This is a genomic window from Pseudomonas sp. SIMBA_067 (assembly GCF_046534675.1).
Lineage (GTDB): Bacteria > Pseudomonadota > Gammaproteobacteria > Pseudomonadales > Pseudomonadaceae > Aquipseudomonas > Aquipseudomonas putida.
In genome coordinates this window covers 126,947-151,898 of sequence record NZ_JAWRYH010000011.1, presented here as the reverse complement: position 1 = coordinate 151,898, position 24,952 = coordinate 126,947, and the positions used below count along the sequence as shown (strand labels likewise).

Sequence of the window (24,952 nt, the reverse complement as noted above, 5' to 3'; positions counted from 1 at the left end):
CTGTAGGACCGCGCAGACCCGTTACGGCATCGCCTCCAGCACCTTCGGGTCCAGCCCCTCTCCTGCATTGGCCTCGATCCATTCTGCCAGCTGCCGGCGCATGGCCGGCGTCCAGAAGCTTTGCAAATGCTGGCGCACCCCTTGCACCGCCAGCGCCCGGTTTGGCTCGCTGTCGAAGTAATGGGCAATCTGGTTGGCCATCTTGACCAGGTTATCGCTGCTCATCGGCGCACCTCGGCTTTCTCCGCTGTACGGCGTTCCTGCAGCAAGCGCCGCTGTTCGTCACTGAAGTCCTGATAGCGCTTTTGCCACTCCGATGGCTGGAACACTTTCACCACTTCCACTGCCGTCACCTTGTATTCGGGGCAGTTGGTGGCCCAGTCGGAGTTGTCCGTTGTGATCACGTTGGCCCCCGACTCGGGGAAGTGGAACGTGGTGTACACCACCCCCGGCGCTACCCGCGCACTGACCTTGGCGCGCAGCACGGTCTGCCCCGCGCGGCTGCCGATGCCCACCCAGTCACCGTCCTGGATGCCGCGGCTTTCGGCGTCGGTCGGGTGGATTTCCAGACGGTCGGCGTCATGCCAGGCAACGTTGCCGGTACGCCGGGTCTGGGCGCCGACGTTGTACTGGCTGAGGATGCGCCCGGTGGTGAGCAGCAACGGGTAACGGTTGTTGACCTTTTCGTCGGTGGGCACATAGCCGGTGAGCATGAAGCGGCCCTTGCCACGGACGAACTGGTCGATATGCATGGTCGGCGTGCCATCCGGCGCCGCGTCGTTGCACGGCCACTGCAGGCTGCCATGGCGGTCGATTTCGGCGTAGCTGACGCGGCGGAAGGTCGGCGTCAGGCGGGCAATCTCGTCCATGATCTCGGACGGGTGACGGTAGTTCATCGGGTAGCCCAAGGCGTTGGCCAGGGCCACGGTCGCTTCCCAGTCGGCCTTGCCGGCCAGCGGTTCCATGACCTTGCGCACCCGCGAAATGCGCCGCTCGGCATTGGTGAAGGTGCCGTCCTTTTCCAGGAACGAGCAGCCCGGCAGGAACACATGGGCGAATTTGGCCGTTTCGTTGAGGAAGATGTCCTGCACCACCACACATTCCATGGCGTGCAAGGCCGCCGTGACGTGCTGAGTGTTGGGGTCGCTCTGGGCGATATCCTCGCCCTGGCAGTAAAGGGCCTTGAAGCTGCCGTCCAGCGCTGCCTCGAACATGTTGGGGATGCGCAGGCCCGGGTCGGGCTGCAAGGTCACGCCCCAGGCGCGCTCGAACTCGGCGCGCACGCCCTCGTTGGAAATATGCCGATAGCCGGGCAGCTCGTGGGGGAACGAGCCCATGTCGCACGAACCCTGCACGTTATTCTGCCCACGCAGCGGGTTCACCCCTACCCCTTCACGGCCGATATTGCCGGTGGCCATGGCCAGGTTGGCGATGCCCATCACCGCAGTGCTGCCCTGGCTGTGCTCGGTCACGCCCAGCCCGTAGTAGATGGCCGCGTTGCCACCGGTGGCATACAGGCGCGCCGCGGCGCGGATCTGCTCGGCGGGCACGCCACACACCGGGCCCAGCACCTCGGGGGCGTTGTCTGCCTGGCTGACGAAGTCGCGCCAGCGGGCAAAGTCTTCGGTTTCGCAGCGGGCATCGATGAAACGCTGGGCCAGCAGGCCCTCGGTGACGATCACGTGGGCCAGGGCGTTGAGCATGGCCACGTTGGTGCCCGGGCGCAGTTGCAGGTGCAGCTCGGCGCGGGCGTGCGGCGAGTCGACCAGGTCGATGCGCCGTGGGTCGATCACGATCAGCCGCGCACCCTGGCGCAGGCGGCGCTTGAGCTGCGAGCCGAACACCGGGTGAGCGTCGGTGGGGTTGGCGCCAATCACCAGCACCACGTCTGCCTGCATCACCGAATCGAAGCTTTGCGTGCCGGCCGACTCACCCAGGGTCTGCTTGAGACCATAGCCGGTGGGCGAGTGGCACACCCGCGCGCAGGTATCGACGTTGTTGTTGCCGAACGCCGTGCGCACCAGTTTTTGCACCAGATAGGCTTCTTCGTTGGTGCAGCGGCTGGAGGTAATGCCACCGATGGAATCGCGCCCGTACTTGAGCTGGATGCGGCGGAACTCGCTAGCAGCGTAGGTGACCGCTTCGTCCCAGCTCACTTCCTGCCACGGGTCTTCCAGGCGCTTGCGGATCATCGGCTTGGTGATGCGATCCGGGTGGGTGGCGTAGCCCCAGGCAAAGCGGCCCTTGACGCAGGCGTGGCCGTGGTTGGCGCCACCGTTCTTGTCCGGGACCATGCGCACCAGCTGGTCGCCTTTCATTTCGGCGCGGAACGAACAACCGACGCCGCAGTAGGCGCAGGTGGTGATCACCGAACGCTCAGGCTGACCAAGCTGCACCAGGCTCTTTTCCGTCAGCGTCGCGGTTGGGCAGGCCTGGACGCAGGCGCCGCACGACACGCATTCGGAGGCGAGGAAGTTATCGCCACCCGCTGCCGCCACCCGCGACTCGAAACCGCGGCCGGTGATGGTCAGGGCGAAGGTGCCCTGGATGTCTTCGCAGGCGCGCACGCAGCGGCTGCAGACGATGCACTTGCTGGGCTCGTAATCGAAATACGGGTTGGATACGTCCTTTTTCTCAGCCAGGTGGTTGGCGCCGTCGTAGCCGTAGCGCACCTCGCGCAGGCCCACCTGGCCGGCCACGGTCTGCAGCTCGCAGTTGCCGTTGGCCGAGCACGTCAGACAGTCCAGCGGGTGGTCGGAGATGTACAACTCCATCACGTTGCGGCGCAGGCCGGCCAGGCGTGGCGTTTCGGTACGCACTACCATGCCTTCGCTGACCGGCGTGGTGCAGGACGCCGGGTAACCGCGCATGCCGTCGATTTCCACCATGCACATGCGGCATGAGCCGAAGGCTTCGAGGCTGTCGGTGGCACACAGTTTGGGGATGCTGGTGCCGAGCATGGCCGCGGCGCGCATTACCGAGGTGCCGGCAGGTACGCTGATGGCGCGGCCATCGATGCTCAGGCTGACCTGCACTTCGCTATCACGGGCCGGGGTGCCGAGGTCGCTGCTTTTATCAGAAGCGGGGTCGAAGAAATTGATCACTGCGCGGCCTCCGTGGTGGTCAGCCCAAAATCGGCGGGGAAGTACTTGAGGGCGCTGGCCACCGGGTAGGCAGTCATGCCGCCCATGGCGCACAGCGAGCCGTACTGCATGGTGTCGCACAAGTCGCGCAGCAACAGGGCCTGGTCGTGGCGCTCGGTGAAATCAGTCGTGGCGATCAACCGGTCGACCACTTCCATGCCACGGGTGGAGCCGATGCGGCATGGGGTGCACTTGCCGCAGGATTCTTCGGCGCAGAACTGCAGGGCGAAGCGCGCCATGCTGGCCATGTTCAGGGTGTCGTCGGCCACCACCACACCGCCGTGGCCGAGCATCGCGCCCATGGCGGCGAAGGCTTCATAATCCAGCGGGGTGTCGAAGTGGCTGGGGGGTACCCAGGCGCCGAGCGGGCCGCCGACCTGCGCAGCCTTCAGCGGCCGGCCACTGGCCGTACCGCCGCCGTAGCCCTCCACCAGCTCGCGCAGGGTCAGGCCGAACGCACGCTCCACCAGGCCGCCCTGGCGGATATTGCCGGCCAGCTGGAACGGCATGGTGCCCAGCGAGCGGCCCATGCCGAAATCGCGATAGAACGCTGCCCCCTTGGCGAGAATGATGGGCACTGAAGCCAGGGTGAGCACGTTGTGCACCAGTGTGGGCAGCCCGAACAGGCCTTGTAGCGCGGGCAGTGGCGGCTTGGCACGGACAATGCCACGCTTGCCCTCGATGGATTCGAGCAGCGCAGTTTCTTCGCCGCAGATGTAAGCACCGGCACCCACCCGCACTTCAAGGTCGAACGCCTGGCCGCTGCCGGCTACGTCGGTGCCGAGGTAGCCGGCATCACGGGCGATGGCGATGGCCTGGTCGAGCACGCGGATGGCATCCGGGTATTCCGAGCGCACATAGATGTAGCCCTTGTCGGCCCCCACGGCGAGGCCGGCAATGATCATGCCCTCGATCAGCAGGAAGGGGTCGCCTTCCATCAGCATACGGTCGGCGAAGGTGCCGGAATCGCCCTCGTCGGCGTTGCACACCACGTACTTCTGCCCAGCCCCGGCGTCGCGCACGGTGCGCCACTTGATGCCGGCCGGGAACGCCGCACCGCCACGGCCACGCAGGCCGGAGTCGAGCACGGCCGCAACCACTTCGTCACCGTTCAGGGCCACGGCCGCTTCAAGGCCGGCGAAACCACCATGGGCGCGATAGTCGTCCATCGACAACGGGCGGGAGATGCCGGCGCGGGCGAACAGCAACCGCTGCTGGGTTTTCAGGTAAGGGATTTCTTGGACCAGCCCCAACGCCAGCGAGTGGCCACCTGGCTCACCGGCCAGGGCGTCGAGCAATGCCGGCACGTCTTGTGGGGTAACCGGGCCGAAGCCCAAGCGCCCTTGCGCACTGTCGCACTCGATCAGCGGCTCCAGCCAGTACAGCCCGCGAGAGCTGGTGCGCTGGATATCCAGCGGCAACTGGCGGCGCTCGGCCTCGCGCTGCAAGGCATCGGCAACCTGGTCGGCCCCCACGGCACGGGCCACCGAATCGCACGGGATGTAGAGCTTCAGCATGCTGCGTCCTCCCGGCAAGCGTTTACCAATGCACGCAGGCGCTCAGGGGTAAGCCGCGCATGCACCTGGCCGTCCAGCTCCAGGGCCGGCGAGCAGGCGCAGGCACCCAGGCAGTACACCGGCCGCAGGCTGATGGCACCGTCGGCGCTGGTGCCATGGTCGTCCAGTGCCAGCTGATCGCGCAGTTGCGCGGCCAGGGCCTCGGCGCCACGGCTCTGGCACGATTCGGCGCGGCACAGGCGCAGGGTGTGGCGCGCCGGTGGCGATGTACGAAAGTCGTGGTAGAAGCTGATCACCCCGCGCACTTCAGCCAGGCTGAGGTTCAGGGCATGGGCAATTTCGGGTACAGCAGCATCGGGGATGAAACCGATGTCGTGCTGGATGGCATGCAGGATAGGCAACAAGGCACCAGGGGCGTCCTTGTCGCGAGCCAGAATGCGCTGGATCACGGGCAGGTGGAGCAGTTCATCAGGCATACAGCGGACCTCGGCATCACGGACCCCGCCTGAATTATTGTGAGGGCAGGTATCCAGCGTGTTCTGCTGCGGCACGTCGGCCACGTCACGGTTGCGCGGCGCCGACGGCCTCCTTGCCCACGGCCGCGCATCTGCGCACGCTGGTCCGAAGGCATCCTGCAAGCATGGCACTTGTGGCGCCAGGGGGTTGCGTGCGAACGACCAGGCGCATCCTGAAACCGACGCCAAGTGCACGCCCCCCTGCACGGTAGGCGAGGTTTCAGGGCAGTGGCCAGCCCGCCATCCTTGTAACAGTTGCACAGGTCGCAGCCATCGGCACCCAGCAAACGCGACTCACCTTCACAGACCGCCCGATCCTCGCCATCGATCAAGGCGCGCCCTTGCCCTCCACCGCCTTGGCCGTCTCGATCAACTTGTCGAACTTGCGGTTCAACTGGGCAAACTTCTCGTCGCTTTTGGCCCGCGCCTTGATGTTGTCTTCCGAACTGGCCTTGTCGGCAATGGTCACCACCGTCCTGTCCCAGTTCCTGGACACCCAGTAAACCAGTTCGCCATCTGCGGAAAACGCTTCCAGCCGGCCACCGGTATCCGGCACAGGCTTCGCATCCCTGGTCATTGGCAGCAGTTGCTGCACCCGCGCTTCATCGGTGGTGTCCAAACGTACCTCAACCTGGCGCAGCTGGTCTGCCTCGTTGAACGCCGCCTGCACCTGCGAGATGGGAATGCCGCCCAGGTTGAGGTCCCCCTTCGGGCCGGCGCCCTTGTAGAACTCGGTCGGTACCTGATAGTGATACCCCGTGAAATGCTCAACCTCGCCAAACTGCTGCTGCAGGATGGCCAACACCTGGGGCTTGGGCATGCCGAGGGTGAACTGGCCGATTTCAAGCGCTGACCAGGCTTGCAGGGGGAACATCGCGCAGGCGAACAGGAGCGGTAAGGTCCGTTTCATGGGGTTATCTTCCTTGAAGTAAGCCCGGCAACCTAACCCCTGCACGACAATCCGACAATACTGGCAGGGTGCCAAGCCACCCTGCCTCCAGGCCTCAGGCCACTGCCTTGTCTACGCTGCGCCCGGCTTCCAGCTCACGCACGAGCGGTAATACGTGCTCGCCGAAGTACGCCACTTCCTCCTGGAAATGCAGGAAGCCGGACAGAATCAGGTCCACCCCGGCTGCCTTCAGCGCAACGATGCGCTCGGCAATTTGCTCAGGCGTGCCGATCAGGTTGGTCTTGAAGCCATCGTTGTACTGCACCAGGTCCTCGAAGCTGGATTTGGCCCAGTTGCCCTCGCCCTCCGGGCTGGCTGCCCCGGCATGCTTTACCTCGTGGCCGAACGCCCGCACCGCCTCGGGGTTGGCCTTGTCGATGATTTCCTGCAACACCGCCCGCGCCTCTTCCTCTGTGTCGCGGGCAATGATGAAGGCGTTTACCCCAACCTTGACCGAGTGGCCGTTGGCTGCGGCCTTGGCCCGGATGTCATCGACCTGGGCCTTGATCCCTTCCACGCTGTTGCCGTTGGTGAAGTACCAGTCCGACACCCGCGCGGCCATGTCCCGCGCCGCACGCGAACTGCCGCCCTGGAAGATCTCGGGGTGCGGCTGCTGCAGCGGCTTGGGTTTGAGGTTGTAGTTACGGAAGCGATAGAAGTCGCCGTTGAAGGTGAAGTTGTCCTGCGTCCAGATGCCCTTGAGCGCGCGGATGAACTCCTCGGAACGGCGATAGCGTTCGTCGTGGTCCAGCCACGGCTCACCAATGGCGTGGAACTCGCCCTTGAACCAGCCCGAGACCACGTTGATGGCGATGCGGCCATTGGTGAACTGGTCGATGCTGGCCAACTGCTTGGCCGCCAGCGCCGGGTTCCACGGCCCTGGCAGGATGGCGGCGATGACCTTGAGCTTTTCCGTGGCAGCCAGCAGCGCATGGCTGATGGTGACCGACTCATGCTGGTTGTCGGCACCATAGCCGGCGGTGAAGCGGATTTGCGACAGGGCGTAGTCGAAGCCGGCTTTTTCAGCGATTTGCGCAAGCTTGCGGTTGTAGTCGATGTCCCAGCTGGTGCGTTGCTCGATGGTGCTGACCACCAGGCCACCGCTGACGTTGGGGACCCAGTAGGCGAACTTGAGTGGGGTGTGGCTCATGGGGAAGCTCCTTGAGAGTCCTTGGGGTTCAAGGAGGCATGAGCAGCAAGCGTGCCAACGGCTGGAGTGCTTTACTTTCAACGGGTTAGTGGAATTAGTCGACGATGTTGACTGCATGTGGTCAAACACGCTGTCGGATCACTGTTGCCTGCGCAACATCGCCGCTTGTTGCTGGCTCACCGGTTCTTGCGCATGCCCATGTGAGCGTCATCCATCAAGGCTTTGGCCATGTCGCAGAGGAAGTGCGAGGCCCAGACCAGCACCGGTTCGTTGTCCATTACCCCGATAAATGCCAGCCAGTGGTACTGCCCTCCACTATCCTGTGGGAGCGGGTTCACCCGCGAACACGGGCGCAGCCCGTGCCATCCACCGCTGGCAAAACTTGATTTCAGCCCATCAATGCAAGGTATGCATTTGCGGCTTGCCTTTGAACTGCACCTGCGCAATCGCCGTCTCCAGCAACGATCGCACAGCCTCCACTTCATGCATCACCGCCAAGGTCATGACGGTGGCGGGAGCCTTGGGCAGCGTGGAGATGGCGTGATGGCCTACGGACAAGGCGCAGAGGACGTATTCGGTGGCCTGGATCAGGGTGTCTTCCAGGTGGTGCGAAGGGTCAGCGGAGAAAGGTGGATCGGGAACAATTTTGAGCATGGCGAATCTCTCTAGTTGCACTACCAAGATCGCCACCTGCTCACTTGCAGATGATTGGGTGGCGGCTACGTAAGGGCCTGCAAGACCGAGGCAACTAGAAAGCCCGGTTGGTCCGAAGACCACCCGTACGCAGCCACCATAAAACGCAGCTGAGCGCAAAAAAAATCTGGCGGGCCAACGAAGAGCCCTGTGCGTGGTTGCCCCACGCACAAGCGACAATGTTCAGTGCTGACTATACCGCCAACCGCGCCAGCCGCTGCAGCGCCACAATCACTTCCTCGTCCCGCTCTTCGAGCACATCCGCCTGGATAAGGGCGATCACTGCCTTCAGCAGTTCAGTCTGGTTCATCTCTGTTTGCTGTTGCAGCGCAAGCAGGTCCTCCGCCATGTGCGGATTAACCTTCATCGACAACCGTCGGGTTGCATTGGACCTTGCAAGCCCGCGCTGCTCCCGCTGCTCATCCAGCGCCTGGATGAACGCCAGGTGCGCAGCCCGCAATCGCCCCCCCTGCTGAACCTGCGCCAACCTCTGAACATAGTGGGCCAGAAACAACTTGCGTAAATTGGCCCCGGCGTCGCTGCTGACTGCATGCATGGCCGCATCCAGCACGTCCACGTAGACGGCCGGCAAGCGCGCCTCGATAGACTTGAGCTGCTGCTTGCGCGCCTCATGAATGGCTGGTGTGGATTGCGGTGGAAGCGCGACCACGCCATCGCAACGGGTACACACGCCCACCAATATGTCCCTGGCCACACCCTTGCCATCGCTGAACGGTACATCCCGGCGGGCATAGCGAGTGGTCACCACTGCCTGGCACTGCTCGCACAGTGCTTTTCCGCTATCCCCTTCGAACAGAATCTTCATGATCTGGGTACTCACTGGTGAACGCTAATGAACCAGGTGTCTGGTTCGATAAAAAAGAACTTGATGTACCAGCCATCCCGTTTGAGCACATGCACCTCTACGGCAGCGACAGCGTGGTGAGGGCTGCTTGCGTGGTGAATGCCCCGGCATGAGCGCACGACTTCGACAACCTCTCGGGCTGACACCTCCCCTGTAGCCAACAGGTTCTTTATATCGATATCCCCGCGTGAAACGTGTTGGTACTCCCCTGATTCAAGCGCCGCTATCACTGCGCGCTGGGCCTCCCTGAAACCGGTTTTCATAGCTAATCCCTGCCATTACGAAAATCATCGTACAAAATCCGGATCAAATCTAGCGCTTGCGAAGCCAAAGCGACCAGCGGTCCCCCCCGATTCGAGCGATGACCCGGAACACGTATGAACTATGGCCCTGGCAGCCGCAAGACAGCGCAGGGCACTGTAACCAACGCTTTCAAGGCTGCTCGCGGCAGCCGCTTGAAACCTGCGTGAGCACCGGCTAGCTGCTGCCATCCACCCAGGCCTTGTTTCGCGAGATGTGAAGAAGCATGAAACATTATTTATCAATATAAATTCCCATTTGATGTAGCTTCTCATTCGCACGAAATCTGTAACCCTTTTATCAGTCCCCCGCCTCAGGAATTCCCCGTGAAACGTCATCTCCCTGCCCGCCTCTTGCTGGTCGGCGCATGCGGCGCCATGCCTGTCGTTCATGCCGCCGACAACCTCACCCTGCCCGCGACCCAGATCGACAGCACGAGCGAAGTGGTGGATGGCGTGAGCCAGGGCTACGAAGGCAGGGCTTCATCCAGCACCACCAAACTGGGCCTGACCGACAAGCAGACCCCGCAGGGCGTGACAACCATCACCCGCCAGGCGCTGGACGATTTCAAGATCACCGGTATCAAGGACGCACTGCGCGCAGCACCGTCGGTAACCGTCGAGCAAACCGAAACCGACCGTACCGAATTCACCTCGCGTGGCTTCGACATCAATACCTTCGAATACGATGGTACGGGCATGCCCTTCGTAAGCAGCACGCTGGTAGGTGATCAGGACCTGGCCGAGTACGAGCAGATCGACGTGTTGCACGGCGCCAATGGCTTGATGAGTGGTGCCGGCAACCCGTCGGCCACGGTCAACTTCGTGCGTAAACGCCCGACAGATACCTTCCAGGCGCAGGTCGACACCAGCGTCGGCTCGTGGGACAGCCGCCGTATCGACGTCGATGTTGCAGGCCCGCTGACCGACAGCGGCAATGTGCGCGGCCGGTTCATCTACTCCCACGACAAGGGCAACTCATGGATGGACCGCTACAGCCACGAGCGCAACGTTGCTGCCGGCCTGCTGGCGTTCGATGTGTCCGACGCCGACACCGTGACTGTGGGCTTCTCCCAGCACAACAGTGATTCCAACGGCAGCACCTGGGGAAACCTGCCACTGGTGGACAATGACGGCAATGCCATCCACTACAGCGGGCGCAGCAACAGCATCGGCCAGCCGTGGACCTACTGGAACCTGCACACCCAGCGGGCCTTCGTCGAGCTTAAGCATGATTTCGGCAATGACTGGAACGCCACGCTCACGGCCACCGGGCAGCAGGAAAAGCAGAACACCAACATGCTCTATGTCGGTGGCGTCTCCGGTGATGTTGCCGACGCGTATGCCAACCACACCCGCAGCGAGGCCCACCAGTTGCTGGGCGAGGCCAAGGTGCAAGGCCCGTTCAGCCTGTTCGGTCGCGAGCACCAGCTGACCTTCGGTGCCGCGTACGGGCGCACGCATCAAAAAGGCCAGGAGTATGACGAAGACCTGGAGCATGGCAGTTTCTTCAACACGTCGTTCTCGGGCATCCTGGCGGGCAATACGCCTATGCCCTCGTTTGGCGTCACCAGTGACGACCTGGCGCAGAACTTCCAGGACACGCAAAAAAGCGTATTCGCCGGTGCGCGCTTCAGCCTGGTCGATAACCTGCACTGGATAGCCGGTGCACGCATGCTCAGCGCCGACGGCAAGGGCGAGAGCTACGGTTCAGAACACTCCACGCGCGCCCACGGCAAGGTCACGCCCTACACCGGCCTGGTCTACGACCTGAACGAGGTATGGAGCATCTACGGCAGCTGGACCAAGATCTACAACCCGCAATACAACGTGGTCGGTACCGACGGCAAGCTGCTCGACCCACTGGAAGGCAAGAGCATGGAAGTGGGCGTAAAAGGCAGCGTGATGGACCAGCGCCTGCACCTGACCGCTGCGCTGTTCAAGACCGAGCAGCGCAACGTGGCCGTGGATGCCGGATTCGACGGGGTTCAGGAGGTTTACACTCCGGGCGACTTCAAGAGCCACGGCGTAGAGCTGCAGGCGTCCGGCGAAGTGGCGCCAGGGCTCGACCTGCTCGCCGGCTACACCTATGTACGTATTGACGATGACAACGGCGAGCGTGCGCGCAAATATGTGCCGGCCCACAGCTTGCGCGGCATGGTCACTTACCGCTTGCCGACCCTGCCACAGATGAAGGTTGGTGCCCGTGTCAGCTGGCAGACCGGCGTCGAGAACGACACCAACAGCGCCATCCACCAGAACGCCTACGGTCTGGTTGACCTGATGACCAGCTACGACATTGACAGCAACTGGAGCACGTCGCTGAACCTGAACAACGTCACCGACCGCAAATACCTCCTGTCGCTGTACAACAACGCGACAACCGCCAGCTATGGTGCGCCCCGCAACCTGACGGCTTCGGTGACCTGGAAGTATTGACCCCGCCCGTGTGTAGCGGCGCACTGTACGGCATCCAGTGATGGGCCTGGCGCCATTCAGGTAAGCTCAGCCCCTGCAATGCAACCATCAAGGACGGTACCCATGCATTCACTGACTGACGAGCAGGTACTGGCGATCATCCGCGAGAACCCGGTAAACCGAGCACTTCTGGCGCTGCTGGCAACGCTGGAGATCCCCCACTGCATGCTGGTGGCAGGCGCCCTGTTCCAGACCTTCTGGAACCACCGCGCAGGGCTGCCTGCCGGCTGGGGTATCAAGGACTATGACATCGCCTATTTCGACGCCGACGTGTCCTGGGAGGCAGAGGACCGGGTTATCACCAGGGTGCAGCAGGCCTGCGCGCACTTGGGCGTCAACGTGGAAGTGCGCAACCAGGCCCGCGTCCACCTGTGGTACCAGGGGAAATTCGGCGGTGCTTACTCGCCATTGCTCAAGGTCACGGATGGCATCGACCGCTACCTGATCCGCTCGACCTGCCTTGGGGTTGATGTGTGCACGGGCACGTTGTACAGCACCCATGGCCTGGATGACCTGCAGCACGATCTGCTGAACATGAACGAGCTGAACCCACGGCCAGGCTTGTTCAGGGAAAAAGCCGCCAGCTACCGGGAGCGTTGGCCATGGCTTGTCTTGGTCGAGTGACCAGAATGCTCAAGCTACTGTCCGGTTTTCGACCCGCCGAACCACTCACTGCGGGTCATCTCCCATACCTCGACCTGCATTGGCCCAGAAACAAAATATCCATCACGGGTACTCACCCTACGCATGCCCTCATGCTCTGAAACCTTGCGCGAGGCATGGTTGGCAACGGCTTTGGGAACCTGCATGAGCGGGCGTGACAACGCCTCGAACCAATAGGCGTTGATAACCCTGCAGGCTTCGCGCATGTAGCCCATGCCCCACCACTGCGGCGCAAGCCAGAAGCCTCTGTTGTTTCCAGGCTGCTCATACAAACTGATGCTGCCAATGGTGCAGTCAGCCTCGTTGCGCAGGCGGATCATCCAGTGCCATTCACGGCCCGCAGCCATGGCAGGCAGGGCGATATCCCGCACATAAACCAGCGCACCGTCTTCCGGGTATGGCCATGGGACGCGACGATCGAGGTAGCGGACAACTTCCCATTGCGGGAACAACTTCTGGATTGCAGGTGCATCCTCCAGTCGCAGGGGCGTGAGTACAAGGCGATCGGTATACAGCGTCGGCAAGCAATCCATGGCATTCGTTCCTGGGCATCCTTGTGGAAGCTTCTGATAGTCTGCGCTGGGTCGTTTCTTGTCGAGCGGGACAACAGCTTACCTATGTGACCTGCATCCAGACGCCTCTCAGCTGAACACCCAAAGCACGCGGGTAGGCTTGTCGGTGAGGTTGGCGTAGCGAAAACTGGCGTGGGGTTGCAGTTGAAAACTGTCACTGGCGCGCAGCGTTACCGGCTCGCCGCCACCCAGCCACACAGTCAACTCGCCTTCGAGCACAAAGCAGCCCTGCTCTGAGCTGTCGTCCAGGTACTCCTCGCCACTGCTCGCCCCTGGCTCCAGGTGGCTATCGAGCATGGAGAACGCGCCCGTTATCGTAGGGGATGCCAGCACATCGGTGATGCCACCGGCCAGGTGAAGCGTGCGCCGCTCGTGAGGGCGGGTGACCCAGTCGAGCTCGCGGGGCTTGTCCAGTTTGTAGAAGTAGGCGGTCGAGACGCCGAGCTCTTCGCTAATAGCCGTAAGGTCGGCCACGGTCGGGCGCGATACGCCCCGTTCGACCTGGGACAGAAAGCCCACCGAACGGCCGATACGCTGCGCCAGCTCACCCAGCGTCAGGCCTTTGAACTTGCGCAGGTCGCGAATCAGTACTGCCAGGCCTTCGATTTCTTCGTGCACTTTCATAGTTGAATCGCGACTTTCGGACGGGAAAATAATGCCCTGAAAAGTACATGATTCATCTCACAAAGCAAATTGCTTGAAGGATTTGCTCCCTGTGAGGCAAGCAATCCGGGGCCGCCTTGCGGCCCCGGTGTCTTCAGCAAACAGCCTCATAGGTCAGGTCCAGGCACTTGCGGGCTTTTTCCACCAGCTCGTCGATCTCTTCGATGCTGATCACCAGCGGCGGCGCGATGATCATGGTGTCGCCCACGGCGCGCATGATCAGGCCATTGTCGAAGCAGTGCTGGCGGCAGATCATGCCGACACCTTTGCCTTCGTACCGGGCGCGGGTGGCCTTGTCTTTCACCAGCTCGATTGCGCCGAGCATGCCCAGGCCGCGCACTTCGCCTACCAGCGGGTGGTCAGCCAGTTCGCGCAGGCGTTGTTGCAGATAAGGCGCGGTTTTATCGTGCACCTGCTGGATGATCTGCTCATCACGCAGGATGCGCAGGTTCTCCAGGCCCACCGCAGCCGCCACCGGGTGGCCGGAATAGGTGAAGCCGTGGTTGAAGTCGCCGCCTTCGCTGATGACCTTGGCCACTTCGTCACGCACGATCACCCCGCCCATGGGGATGTAACCAGAGGTCAGGCCCTTGGCAATGGTCATCAGGTCGGGCTTGAGGTCGTAGTAGTCGGTACCGAACCACTTACCGGTACGGCCAAAACCGCAAATCACTTCGTCGGCGACGAAGAGGATGTCGTACCTGGCCAGGATTTCCTTGACCTTCGGCCAGTAGGTTTGCGGCGGAATTATCACGCCACCGGCACCCTGGATCGGCTCGGCGATGAAGGCGGCAACGTTGTCAACGCCAACTTCGAGGATCTTCTTCTCCAACTGCTCGGCCGCCCACACACCGAACTCGGCCTCGGTCATGTCACCGCCTTCGCCGAACCAGTATGGCTGCGGAATATGCACGATATCCGGGATTACCCCGCCCTGCTGGTGCATGCCGCTCATGCCGCCCAAGGCTGCGCCCGCCACGGTAGAGCCGTGGTAACCGTTGATGCGGCCAATGATGACCTGCTTGTTCTTCTTGCCCTTCAGCGCCCAGTAATGGCGAACCATGCGCAGCACGGTGTCGTTACCTTCGGAACCGGAGCCGGTGAAGAACACGTGGTTCATGCCTTGCGGCGCCACATCGGCGATTGCCTTGGCCAGCTCCAGCGCAGGCGGGTGCGCGGTCTGGAAGAACAGGTTGTAGTAAGGCAGCTGCTTCATCTGCTGGCTGGCGACCTCGGCCAGCTCATCGCGACCGTAGCCGACCGCCACGCACCACAGGCCCGCCATGCCATCAAGAATCTTGTTGCCCTCGCTGTCCCACAGGTACACGCCCTTGGCCGAGGTGATGATGCGCGGGCCTTTCTCGGCCAGTTGTTTGACATCGCTGAACGGAGCCAGGTGGTGGTCGCGGCTCATCGATTGCCAGGCAAGGGTCTGCGAATTCTTTTCACTCATTGACTTCTACTCCATCAAGTGGCGCAGCCAGGCTGCGCGGGTACTTTTTATAGTTGGTAACGGTCGGCGTTCAGGCCGACAGCAACAGCCTCTGGCGCAGTACCGAGCGATGCCGGCAGGCCTTGCCAAACGACTGGAAGATGGTCAGGTAATGCGGGTTGTCCATGACCTGGAACTCGGGGTGCCATTGCACGGCCAGGGCAAACCCCTTGCCGTTCTCGACCGAAATCGCTTCCACCAGGCCATCGGGTGCCAGCGCTTCCACCCGTAGCCCCGGGGCCAGTACATCGATGCCCTGGCCATGGATGGAGTTGACGTCGAAGACCGCCGGCAAGCCCATGCGGTCGAGCAGGCCGCCGGGCTCTACATGCATGGTGTGGCGCGGCCCATACTGCTTGTCGATGGGCTCACCCTTGCCTTCGCGGTGGTCCATGAACACACCGGTCTCGTGGACCTTCTGGTGCAGGGTGCCGCCAAGTGCCACGTTCATTTCCTGGAAGCCACGGCAAATGCCGAGCACCGGCACGCCGGCGGCGATGGCCGCACGCATCAGCGGCAACGTGGTGGCATCACGCAGCGGGTCGTGATGGGTGCCCGCTGCACTGGCCGCGCCGTTGTAATGGAACGGCTCGATGTTGGACGGCGAACCGGTGAAGATCAGCCCATCCACCACGTCGAGAATATCGGCGCTGTCCATCAGTTCACCGAGGCTGGGAATCACGATGGGCAGCCCACACGCTGCCTTGGCTGCCGCGCGTGCGTACTTCTCGCTGATGGTCTGGGTTGCATGCAGCTCGATCATGCTGGTGCATGCGGTAATGCCGATAACGGGCACACGTGGCATATCTTCCTCCGGCAAATCCATATTGCGCGTTGTGTTGAAAGGGAGGGTGCAGCGTCGCTGTTCGACCTTCGGCACCTACAGGAACCAGCGGTATTCGCGGGCATCGATGTGGCGCATGAAGTCCAGTTGCTCCTGGTATTTGTTTTCGCAATAGACCATCACGAACTCACTGCCCAGGCCTTCGTTGACCACCGGGTGGTGACGCATGGCGGCCAGGGCGCTGAGGGCATCCTTGGGGAAGTCGATGCCGCTCTGACGGTTTTCGTTCAGCGGGGCGATGGGCTCGACGCCGCGGTCCAGGCCATGCTCCATGCCGGTCAGGATGGCCGCCAACACCAGGTACGGGTTGGCATCGGCACCGGCGATGCGGTGTTCGATGCGCAGGTTGCGCGGGTCGGACTCGGGGATGCGAATGCACGCATCACGGTCTTCGAAGCCCCAGCTGGCCTTGCTCGCCGCGTTCACCATGGCGCCGTAGCGGCGGTAAGCATTGTGGTTGGGGGCGAAGATCGGCATGCAGTGCGGCAGCAGCTCCAGGCACCCCGCCACTGCATGGCGCAGCTTGCGCTGTTCAGCGCCGGCCAGGATGTTGTTGCCGGCAGCGTCATACAGGCTGACGTGCACATGCATGCCGCTGCCCGGCGCGTCCAGGTATGGCTTGCTCATGAAGCTGGCACGGTAGCCGTGTTTCATCGCGATACCACGGGTGCTGCGGCAGAACAGCGCCGACCAGTCCGCCGCGCTCAGGGCATCGTCGCTGTGGGAGAAGTTGATCTCGAACTGGCCGGGGCCCAGCTCTGCGGTAATGACGTTTGCCGGCACGCCCTGCTCGTTGGCGCCATCGACCATCTCGTGCAGCACCGACGAGAAGCGTGAAAGCCGCTCGATGTGCATGTTCGGCTGGTCGTCCTCGTCCCCGGTCGCCGTGTCCCGCGGGTACTGTGGCAGGCCGTTGTCGAGCTTGCGGTCGAACAGGTAGAACTCCAGCTCGAAAGCCACCACCGGGCGTATGCCGCGTTTGGCCAGGCGCTGAATCACGCGGGCCAGCACTTCACGGGGCTCGAACTCGATCGGCTTGTCGGTGCCGTCGGAGGTGATGAGCATCTGGGCAATCACTTCCTTTTCCCAGCGCACCGGCTTCAGGGTACCCGGCACCAGGCGCCGGGCAGCATCCGGGTCGCCGTCGGCAAAGCAGTAATCGCCAATCGGGTAAAGGCCACCCTGGGTACCCAACAACACGCAGTTCTGCGGCAGCTTCAGCGGCGCGCCGGCTGCGACTTTCTCCAGCATGTCCATGGGGTAGCGCTTGCCGTAGAAGTGCCCGGGGATATCCAGCGCAATCAGGTCGACATAACGAATTTCTGGGTGCTCCGCTCGGAACGAGCGCACTTCAGCCAGCAGATCCGCAAAGATGACACTCATCTTCTTATCCTTGTGAGGTGAACGAATTCAATTGAAGACCCAGAGCACGCGGGTGGGTTTTGCCGTCAGGTTGGCGTAACGGAACTGCGCGTGGGGTTGCACCTGGAAGCAGTCGTTGGCCTGCAGGGTCACGGCCTCGCCGTCGTCCAGCCATACCGTGAGTTCGCCCTCAAGCACGAAACAACCCTGCTCGGAACGGTCACTCAGGTATGCCTCGCCACTGGTGGCGCCTGGCTCCAGATGGCTGTCGAGCATGGCGAAGGCACCGGCGATGGTGGGCGAAGCCAGCACATCAGTAATGCCCGACTCCAGGTACAGCGTGCGCCGCTCGTGGGGGCGCGTGACCCAACCAATGCTGCGGGGCTTGCTCAGGTTGTAGAAGTACGCGGTCGATACGCCGAGCGCTTCGCTGATGGCAGTGAGGTCCGCCACGGTAGGGCGCGAAACACCGCGTTCGACCTGAGAGAGGAAGCCGACCGAGCGGTTGATGCGCTCGGCCAGCTCGCCCAGGGTCAGGTTCTTGAATTTGCGCAGGTCGTGAATAAGGATCGCGAGGGCTTCTACCTCTTCGTGCATCTTCATCGATTGGGCTGCCGTGAAATTTTTAGAGTTATTTTTCATGAAAAATTACATGAAAATTTTCACGAGTCAAGCCGAACGCTGAATTTGTGCAGCAGCGAACAGAGGGTTTGGGGTGCAAGGATCCGGATTGGCAGCGGTGCCGCGGGTTTCTTTAGAGGTGCTCAGGGAGTAGCCTCGGGGGTGAATCTTCCCAGCCCGGCCATTGCCCTCGTCATGCCAAACGGTTTCCCTGAATTGCCGCCGCTTAACGCGCTACGCGTGTTTGAAGTGGTTGCCCGCCACCTGAACTTCCGCCTGGCTGCCGAGGAACTGGGTGTGACCCAGGCGGCAGTCGCGCAACAGATACGCGGGCTGGAAGCGAACCTGAACCTTCGCCTGTTCGAGCGCCTGCCCCGGGGCCTGGCGCTGACCGATGCGGGCCTGGGTTACAGCACCAGCATTCGCAGCGCCTTGGCGATGATCGATGAAGCCACCCGCCTGCTCCGGCCGCAGCCGTCGCACCTTACGGTCAGCGTTACACCTACCTTTGCCTCCAAATGGCTTATTCCGAGGCTGGGCAGCTTTGCGCAAAGCTACCCAGACATCGATCTGCGTGTGCTGGCCACAGATCGGCTGTCGCACTTCAGCACCGATGGCGTGGATATCGCAGTGCGCTATGGCAAGCCCGAAATCGGCGCGGGTTTGAACAGCGAACTGCTGATGGAGCAGCGCATCGTTGCCGTGGCCAGCCCAAAGCTGTTTGAAGGCACTCATGCCCCCGCCAGCTTTGCCCAGCTTCAAGAATTCATCATGCTGCACGATGCCCATAATTTCTGGCCTCAGTACCTTGCTGCAGTGTTCCCGCAACACACCCAACCGACTGCGAAAAACCTGCGGTTCAATCAGACTTCATTGGCCATCGACGCGGCCATCAGTGGTCAAGGCATTGCTTTGGCCAGCCTGGCGTTCGTCAGCGATGAAATCGTTGCGGGCAGGCTGGTGCAGGTCTTCGGTCAGCAGCTCAGGCTCGATAAGTCGTTCTATCTGGTGTGGCCACGCAAGCTGCAGCAGCCTGAGTCGCTAAGCGTTGTGCAGCGCTGGCTCAAGCAACAGGCTGACAATAGTTAATCTACTGCCACGGTAAAGTTTGGCTGCCTCCCTCACCGCTGGGGCTGCTGCTAAGGTGGTTGCACCTAAGCAATCAACCGTTCACGTTGGAGGCAGCATGTCAGTAGAAAAAGTTGCGATTATCACGGCCGGTGGCAGCGGTATGGGCGCGGCAGCAGCACGGCGCCTGGCCGCTGACGGCTTCAAGGTTGGCATCCTTTCCTCTTCGGGCAAGGGCGAAGCACTGGCTGCCGAGCTTGGCGGCATTGGCGTAACCGGCAGCAACCAGTCAGTTGATGACCTGAAACGCCTGGTCGACGCCGTGGTGGAAAAGTGGGGCCGCGTCGACGTGCTGGTCAACAGCGCCGGCCATGGTCCGCGCGCACCGATCCTGGAGATCAGCGACGAGGACTGGCACAAGGGCATGGACACCTACCTGCTGAATGTCATTCGCCCTACTCGCCTGGTAACGCCTTACATGCAACGCCAGAAGGGGGGCGTGATCATCAACATTTCCACCGCCTGGGCGTTCGAGCCGAATGAGCTGTTCCCGACATCCGCTGTTTTCCGCTCGGGCCTGGCCGCATTCACCAAGATCTTCGCCGACAATTTTGCCGGGGATAACGTGCGCATCAACAACGTGCTCCCCGGCTGGATCGACAGCCTGCCGGCCACCGAACAACGCCGCGACAGCGTGCCGCTCAAACGCTATGGCACCAGCGAGGAAATCGCCGCCACCATCGCGTTTCTCGCCAGCGAGGGCGCTGCCTATATCACCGGGCAAAACATCAAGGTCGACGGCGGCCTGACACGCAGCGTGTGATTGCCTGTGGCCGTGGTGTGCGCTGCTGCGGTCCTGCGAGGGGCCGCGCAAGCCAGGGAATGAGACAAGTTACTTGCTGGCAACCGATTGATTAACGAGCGGACAGCTCTGGGCGTTAAGAAAACGCGATTTCTTCAGCCAGTCTTGCTGGGGATAATAGGCAAACACGTAGCTGCCGCGCTGCAGCGTCTCGATCAGCTTGCCGGCAATTGCCGGCCGAACCGCAGGGCAGCCCTGGCTGCGCCCCAGGCGCCCGAGGCCGGGCACGACCTTGGGGTCGGCATACGCAGCGGCATGCATCACGATCGCCCGCGACATGCTGTTATCGTTAAACCCCGGCTCCAGCCCCTGCAGGCGCAGCGAGCGGCCGTGCTTGCCGCTGTAGGTCTGACCGGTTTCATACAGGCCGATGGAGGACTGGTAGCTGTTCGGCGCGTTGGAGAACGTGGTCGGCACATCAGCGCCGCTGTTCTTGCCATGGGCGACCCACTCCTCGAACAACAGCTTCCTGGCGCGCAGGTCGAACACCCACAGGCGCTTGTCACGCGAAGCCTTGGAGTAATCGATCACCGTCAGCAACTTGTCCGCGTCGCTGTGACTGGCGCACGCGTAGGCGGTGAGTGCCAGAGCCAGGGTCGAAAGGCTGGCGTTAGGCGCCAACTGCTGCAGCTCGGCAGCGCTAGGCAGGGGTTGCGCGTAGGCAGCGTGCCAGGCGCTGAGGAAAAACAGGCCAATACTGGCCGCTGAGAACCGGAAGGCTCCCCGCAATGGTTCGAACATCGACATGGAATACCCTGTTGAAAACCTGTCTTTTCTTGCCTTGTTTGCAGCCAAAAGCGGCTACTTTGCTTGATTACCTCAGGAAAGCCGATCACTTCTTGACCAATGGTTTAGATTCTTCACTGCCTTCGGTGGTGATCACCGTGAATTTTCCTTCGGTGCGGGTTTCCCGGGTGGACGCCCAGTCGGTGATCACCAGCATCGTGCCGACGTCCATCGCCGTGCGTAAATGACGGCGAAACTCCGGGTTGATGTTCAGTTGCCCCAGTTGTTCATAGGGGGTATTCCCGTACTCCGGGTTGCTCAGGCCCACCACCGACCACCGTAAGGGTAGCGCGCCATCGAGTGCCAGGGCGGATGGTTTTTGCAGCAGGGAATACACCGCCATGCCACTGCGATGCTGGCTGCCTTCAGGCGAAAGTGCTGGCGCCGAGCCGACCAACTGGCCACCGCGATACACGTAGGCACGCAAGTCGGCGCGGCTGATCAGGATCGACAGGGGCCCTGCCGTGGGGTCTGGGTCGTTCCAGAATTGCTGGTTGCTCAGTATCAGCGGGCCTTGGGCCTTGCCATCGCTGACCGTGGGCGCCAGCACGCCGGGGTGGTAGACCTCCACCGGGGCACTGCTGGTATCGGAAACGATGACGGTGGTCGAACTGAAACCGGTGACTTCGTACAGCTTCTTGGCAAAGTCCATCGGCAGGCGCACGCAACCATGCGAGGCGGGGTACCCCGGTAGATGGCCTGCGTGCAGGGCAATGCCGTCCCACGTCAGGCGCTCCATGTAGGGCATCGGTGCGCTGTTGTAGAGGCTGGACTTATGCTCGACCTTCTTCTGCAGAATGCTGAATACCCCGGTGGGGGTTTCCCGCCCTGCCTTGCCGCTGCTCACGGTGCTGACACCAATGGCAATGCCATTGCGATAAACGTAGGCACGTTGCTCGGTAAGGCTGACCACGACGGTCACCGGCCCCACCGGCGAGACCTGCGGGTACCAGAGAAACTGGCCAGGCTTGAGGCTTTCAAGCTGGCTCCTGAGTGCAGCCGGTGTGGGCACCTGCAGTGGAGCCGCTTCGACCAAGGCAGCGGTGAGTAACAGACCCAGCCCGAGCGTTACATGCAACATCCTATTGCCCCCATAGAACCCTGCCGCCAGCTTAGTCGGAACATGACCCGCAAAGCCACACGTTCAACGCACCGGCCCAGGCTGTCGGAATACCACGCGACCAGACCGGGAGCTGGTGGTAACAACTGTGCACAGTAAATGTGCACAAAATTCCCACTCAAAAGCGCAGCGCACGCCATGGAACTTGCCGGATGAAGGCGCTGAAACCCTAGATCTGGCCATACGCATGGGTTGGTATGATTCTTGTCTGTATACAAATCCAAAAATAAAAGTACACAACCATCACGGAGTTCCGATGGCGTCGATTTCACGTTCCGATGTTGACCAGCTCGATGCTCTCCCCGCCGATACGGCTGGGCCCAGCCCGCTGGCGTTGAGCCCGCGCCTGTATAGTGCCGACCTTGCACCGACTCGCGCGGCAAATCGCACCTGGGGGCGCTACAGCCTGTTTGCGCTGTGGACCAACGATGTGCATAACATCGCCAACTATTCCTTCGCCATCGGCCTCTTCGCCCTGGGCATGAGCGGCGCGCAGATCCTCTCCGCCTTCGCGCTCGGCGCGCTGGTGATCTACGGCCTGATGAACCTGTCCGGCTACATGGGCCAGAAGACCGGCCTGCCATACCCCGTCCTGTGCCGAATCAGCTTCGGCATTCATGGGGCGCAGATCCCGGCGCTGATCCGCGCCGTGATCGCCATTGCCTGGTTCGGCATCCAGACCTACCTCGCCTCGGTTGTCTTGCGCGTGCTGCTGACCGCCATCGCTCCAGACCTCAAGGCCTATGACCAGAACTCGATCCTCGGCCTGTCGACCCTGGGCTGGCTCACCTTCCTCGGCATCTGGTGCGTACAGGTGGCGATCTTCGCCTACGGCATGGAGATGGTGCGCCGCTTCGAGTCCATCACCGGGCCGATCATTCTGGTAGCTTTCGCTTGCCTGGCGGGCTGGATGTACTGGCGCAGCGGCCTGACGATCGCCTGGTCGAGCGGCAACGCGCCAACCGGCTCCACAATGTGGCTGAAGGTGCTCGGCGCCGCTGCGTTGTGGGTCTCGCTGTACGGCACCATGATTCTCAACTTCTGCGACTTTACCCGTAACTGCCCGGACCGGCGCACCATCAGCGTGGGCAACTTCTGGGGCCTGCCGGTGAACATGCTCGGCTTCGCGCTGATCGCCGTGGTGCTGGCCGGTGCGCAGTTCAGCATCGACGGCAAGCTGGTGCAGGGCCCGACCGAAATCGTCGCCGCCATCCCCGACACCGCCGGCCTGGTGCTGGCCTGCCTGGCCTTCCTGATCGTTACCGTGGCGGTGAACATCATGGCCAACTTCGTCGCCCCGGCCTACGTGCTCGCCAACCTGGCGCCGAACCTGCTGAACTTCCGCCGCGCAGGCCTGCTCAGCGCCGCCATCGCGGTGGTGATCCTGCCCTGGCACTTGTACAACAGCCCGTCCGTGATCGTGTATTTCCTTGGCGGCCTGGGCGCCCTGCTCGGCCCGCTGTACGGCATCATCGTCACCGACTATTACCTGGTACGCCGCAGCCGGGTGAACCTGCCGCAGCTGTACAGCGAAAGCACAGCGGCCGCCTATCACTACAGCGGCGGGGTCAACCTGCGCGCCGTCGCGGCGTTCATACCCGCTGCGCTGATCGCCATCGTGCTGGCACTGGTGCCGGCGTTCGAGACGCTGTCGCAGTTCTCCTGGTTCTTCGGGGCGGGTTTGGGCGGATTGATTCATTACGCCATTGCCAATCGAAGCGCCAGGTACCTGGAAGTGTCCGGCGAAAGCATTGCGGTAGATAGCGCGCAGCACTGACCGGGATTGAAAGCAGCCATGTGTGGCTGCTTTCGACCCATTGCAGACGTTCTGCTATGACCGCTTCCTGCCAGTAGCTGAACCTCACCGCACTAGTTGAAACGCGGCCTATTCACTTCAGAGATTTGTATCCCAACCGCGAAATTTGCTGGCAAGCATTTCCCGCACAGCACCAACCAGCTCAGGTTCCCCAGCACGCTCAGGTAAAAGGCTGAACTCAACTTCGGGCAATATTGGCAGAGGAAGGACCGGCCTGAAAACCTCTGCTCCCGGCGGCACCGCCGAAGCATTCAGGCAAGCGACTCCCAGTCCTGCCATCAGCGCTGATTGCAGCCCTGCTACGCCGGACGCGGAATGCGCAATGACATAAGGCACCTTGTGTGCGTCCAGCATCTCTCGGGCCAGGCGCTGAAGGCCGCATCCCTGGGGCAGTACCAGCAGTGGCAACGAACTCTCTCCTTCGTTCGGCGCTTCAAACCCAGGAGCCGATAGCCAATGCAACGCTTCTCGACGTAACGGGATACCCTCGGGCAGGCTACGGCCGTCTAGTATGCGCATCGAGAGGCCTATGTCGAAGTCAAACGGATCAGACCGGCTCTCTATTTCCATGCTCTTCTGCACCGAGACGTGCACTCTAAGACGCGGATAACTAAGGCGTAGTTGTTTCAACAGCTCGGTAATCGAGCCAGGCAGAAAGTAGTCGGTGATTGCCAGTCTCAACTCGCCCGCAAATGTCACTCCGCGTACGTCTTCAAGCGCGCGATCACTCAAGGCCAGCAGCTCCCGGGCATGTACCAGTAATCGCTTGCCTGCCGGTGTGGGCCAAACGCCCGTTTTGCCTCGTTCCAGCAGCGTAACTCCGGCGAACGCTTCGAGCTTGCGCAATTGCTCGCTTAACGCCGATTGCGAGCGGCACAGATGCGGTGCGGCCTGCGATAGGCTGCCAAGCTCCACGACGACAGAGAAGGAACGCAAGAGATCAAGATCGAAGGGACGCATATTCATCCTGCGGTTTTACTGATAGATAGATGCACATCTTCCGGCTTTTCATCATCACCGCAACCTCCTAGTCTGCGCGGGCCACCCATTTCCAGCAGAGGAGTCAATCATGCCTGGTCTTACACTCAATATTTCTGGCGAGCCGGACAGTGAGCTGATCCGCAGTATCGTCCCCAAACTTACCGCCCTCACCTGTGAAGTACTGGATAAGCGACCGGAGCAGACCATGGTGATGTTGCAGTTTCTGCCCCATGAGCATTGGTTCATCGATAGTCGATCACTAGCAGAACAAGGCCGTAACTCGTTCCGCCTGGAAGTCACCATCACCGATGAAACCAATACCAAGGCGCAGAAGGCACGCTTCCAACACGATGCGTTCGAACTACTGGCACAAGAAATAGGAAATGTACATCCGCACTCCAACATCCATGTGATCGACTGCCGAGCCAGCGCTTACGGATACGGCGGTTTGAGTCAGGAGTACACGCTTCACCATCCATGATGGTGATTGCAA

The 24,952-nt window shown here is 61.8% G+C and carries 23 protein-coding genes and 1 pseudogene; 6 read left to right on the top strand and 18 right to left on the bottom strand.

Annotated elements, in window-relative coordinates:
* Positions 1-21 precede the first annotated feature (21 nt).
* The 9 genes and pseudogenes from SB765_RS22365 to SB765_RS22325 form a co-directional block, all read right to left on the bottom strand.
* On the bottom strand, positions 22-225 hold the full coding sequence (locus tag SB765_RS22365; RefSeq protein WP_174369982.1) for a formate dehydrogenase subunit delta: 204 nt from the start codon (positions 223-225) through the stop codon (positions 22-24).
* Complete coding sequence (fdhF, locus tag SB765_RS22360; RefSeq protein WP_341798084.1) at positions 222-3,104, bottom strand: formate dehydrogenase subunit alpha; 2,883 nt, start codon at positions 3,102-3,104, stop codon at positions 222-224. The genes SB765_RS22365 and fdhF overlap by 4 nt, the downstream gene beginning before the upstream one ends.
* Positions 3,101-4,660: a formate dehydrogenase beta subunit gene (locus SB765_RS22355; RefSeq protein ID WP_410931962.1), complete on the bottom strand. Its 1,560-nt coding sequence runs from the start codon at positions 4,658-4,660 to the stop codon at positions 3,101-3,103. The genes fdhF and SB765_RS22355 overlap by 4 nt, the downstream gene beginning before the upstream one ends.
* On the bottom strand, positions 4,654-5,136 hold the full coding sequence (locus SB765_RS22350) for a formate dehydrogenase subunit gamma (RefSeq protein ID WP_016500667.1): 483 nt from the start codon (positions 5,134-5,136) through the stop codon (positions 4,654-4,656). Before SB765_RS22350 ends, SB765_RS22355 begins: the two co-directional genes overlap by 7 nt.
* 367 nt (positions 5,137-5,503) lie before the next feature.
* On the bottom strand, positions 5,504-6,085 hold the full coding sequence (locus SB765_RS22345; protein WP_341798082.1) for a hypothetical protein: 582 nt from the start codon (positions 6,083-6,085) through the stop codon (positions 5,504-5,506).
* Positions 6,086-6,179: 94 nt separating this feature from the next.
* A complete protein-coding gene (sfnG, locus tag SB765_RS22340; RefSeq protein ID WP_410931961.1) occupies positions 6,180-7,274 on the bottom strand; it encodes a dimethylsulfone monooxygenase SfnG in 1,095 nt (364 codons plus the stop codon).
* A 176-nt stretch (positions 7,275-7,450) separates the two neighbouring features.
* Positions 7,451-7,567, bottom strand: a pseudogene (locus SB765_RS22335) (DUF3077 domain-containing protein); the annotation flags it as partial.
* A gap of 103 nt (positions 7,568-7,670) precedes the next feature.
* Positions 7,671-7,928 (bottom strand): hypothetical protein, encoded by a 258-nt coding sequence (locus SB765_RS22330; protein WP_410912107.1) that lies wholly within the window; start codon positions 7,926-7,928, stop codon positions 7,671-7,673.
* A 232-nt stretch (positions 7,929-8,160) separates the two neighbouring features.
* Positions 8,161-8,793, bottom strand: coding sequence for a hypothetical protein (locus SB765_RS22325; protein ID WP_341798079.1), 633 nt, complete (start codon positions 8,791-8,793; stop codon positions 8,161-8,163).
* Between the two features lie 716 nt (positions 8,794-9,509).
* On the opposite strand from SB765_RS22325, the gene SB765_RS22320 reads away from it, so the two are divergent.
* Together SB765_RS22320 and SB765_RS22315 are read left to right on the top strand one after the other, a co-directional pair.
* Positions 9,510-11,570 (top strand): TonB-dependent siderophore receptor, encoded by a 2,061-nt coding sequence (locus SB765_RS22320; protein WP_410931981.1) that lies wholly within the window; start codon positions 9,510-9,512, stop codon positions 11,568-11,570.
* 102 nt (positions 11,571-11,672) lie between these two features.
* On the top strand, positions 11,673-12,233 hold the full coding sequence (locus tag SB765_RS22315; RefSeq protein WP_016500673.1) for a nucleotidyltransferase family protein: 561 nt from the start codon (positions 11,673-11,675) through the stop codon (positions 12,231-12,233).
* 14 nt (positions 12,234-12,247) lie between these two features.
* On the opposite strand, the gene SB765_RS22310 is transcribed toward SB765_RS22315, so the two are convergent.
* The 6 genes from SB765_RS22310 to SB765_RS22285 form a co-directional block, all read right to left on the bottom strand.
* Entirely contained in the window at positions 12,248-12,805 is a 558-nt protein-coding gene (locus tag SB765_RS22310) for a GNAT family N-acetyltransferase (RefSeq protein WP_410912111.1), read from the bottom strand.
* Between the two features lie 108 nt (positions 12,806-12,913).
* Positions 12,914-13,468: a helix-turn-helix domain-containing protein gene (locus tag SB765_RS22305; RefSeq protein ID WP_016485777.1), complete on the bottom strand. Its 555-nt coding sequence runs from the start codon at positions 13,466-13,468 to the stop codon at positions 12,914-12,916.
* A 133-nt stretch (positions 13,469-13,601) separates the two neighbouring features.
* Positions 13,602-14,960, bottom strand: coding sequence for an aspartate aminotransferase family protein (locus SB765_RS22300; RefSeq protein WP_410931960.1), 1,359 nt, complete (start codon positions 14,958-14,960; stop codon positions 13,602-13,604).
* A gap of 70 nt (positions 14,961-15,030) precedes the next feature.
* Entirely contained in the window at positions 15,031-15,804 is a 774-nt protein-coding gene (locus tag SB765_RS22295) for a gamma-glutamyl-gamma-aminobutyrate hydrolase family protein (protein ID WP_016500676.1), read from the bottom strand.
* Between the two features lie 75 nt (positions 15,805-15,879).
* Positions 15,880-17,226, bottom strand: a complete 1,347-nt coding sequence (locus SB765_RS22290) for a glutamine synthetase family protein (protein WP_233692861.1) — start codon at positions 17,224-17,226, stop codon at positions 15,880-15,882.
* A gap of 27 nt (positions 17,227-17,253) precedes the next feature.
* Positions 17,254-17,808 (bottom strand): helix-turn-helix domain-containing protein, encoded by a 555-nt coding sequence (locus SB765_RS22285; protein ID WP_016500678.1) that lies wholly within the window; start codon positions 17,806-17,808, stop codon positions 17,254-17,256.
* Between the two features lie 213 nt (positions 17,809-18,021).
* Here SB765_RS22285 and SB765_RS22280 point away from each other — a divergent pair, with 213 nt between their 5' ends.
* Together SB765_RS22280 and SB765_RS22275 are read left to right on the top strand one after the other, a co-directional pair.
* Positions 18,022-18,915 carry a LysR substrate-binding domain-containing protein gene (locus SB765_RS22280; protein ID WP_341798865.1) on the top strand — a complete coding sequence of 298 codons (894 nt, stop codon included), beginning with the start codon at positions 18,022-18,024 and terminating at the stop codon, positions 18,913-18,915.
* Positions 18,916-19,012: 97 nt separating this feature from the next.
* Positions 19,013-19,717 carry an SDR family oxidoreductase gene (locus SB765_RS22275; RefSeq protein ID WP_338746672.1) on the top strand — a complete coding sequence of 235 codons (705 nt, stop codon included), beginning with the start codon at positions 19,013-19,015 and terminating at the stop codon, positions 19,715-19,717.
* A 69-nt stretch (positions 19,718-19,786) separates the two neighbouring features.
* Here the strand turns inward: SB765_RS22275 and SB765_RS22270 are convergent, their stop codons facing one another.
* Together SB765_RS22270 and SB765_RS22265 are read right to left on the bottom strand one after the other, a co-directional pair.
* Positions 19,787-20,503, bottom strand: coding sequence for a murein L,D-transpeptidase catalytic domain family protein (locus SB765_RS22270; RefSeq protein WP_410912117.1), 717 nt, complete (start codon positions 20,501-20,503; stop codon positions 19,787-19,789).
* A gap of 85 nt (positions 20,504-20,588) precedes the next feature.
* Entirely contained in the window at positions 20,589-21,623 is a 1,035-nt protein-coding gene (locus tag SB765_RS22265; protein ID WP_341798073.1) for a L,D-transpeptidase, read from the bottom strand.
* Positions 21,624-21,849: 226 nt separating this feature from the next.
* Here SB765_RS22265 and SB765_RS22260 point away from each other — a divergent pair, with 226 nt between their 5' ends.
* On the top strand, positions 21,850-23,439 hold the full coding sequence (locus SB765_RS22260) for an NCS1 family nucleobase:cation symporter-1 (RefSeq protein WP_410931959.1): 1,590 nt from the start codon (positions 21,850-21,852) through the stop codon (positions 23,437-23,439).
* 117 nt (positions 23,440-23,556) lie between these two features.
* Here SB765_RS22260 and SB765_RS22255 read toward each other — a convergent pair whose 3' ends face one another.
* Positions 23,557-24,438 (bottom strand): LysR family transcriptional regulator, encoded by an 882-nt coding sequence (locus tag SB765_RS22255; RefSeq protein WP_410931958.1) that lies wholly within the window; start codon positions 24,436-24,438, stop codon positions 23,557-23,559.
* 109 nt (positions 24,439-24,547) lie between these two features.
* Between SB765_RS22255 and SB765_RS22250 the strand changes: the two genes are divergently transcribed.
* Positions 24,548-24,940: a tautomerase family protein gene (locus SB765_RS22250; protein ID WP_410931957.1), complete on the top strand. Its 393-nt coding sequence runs from the start codon at positions 24,548-24,550 to the stop codon at positions 24,938-24,940.
* Positions 24,941-24,952 lie beyond the last annotated feature (12 nt).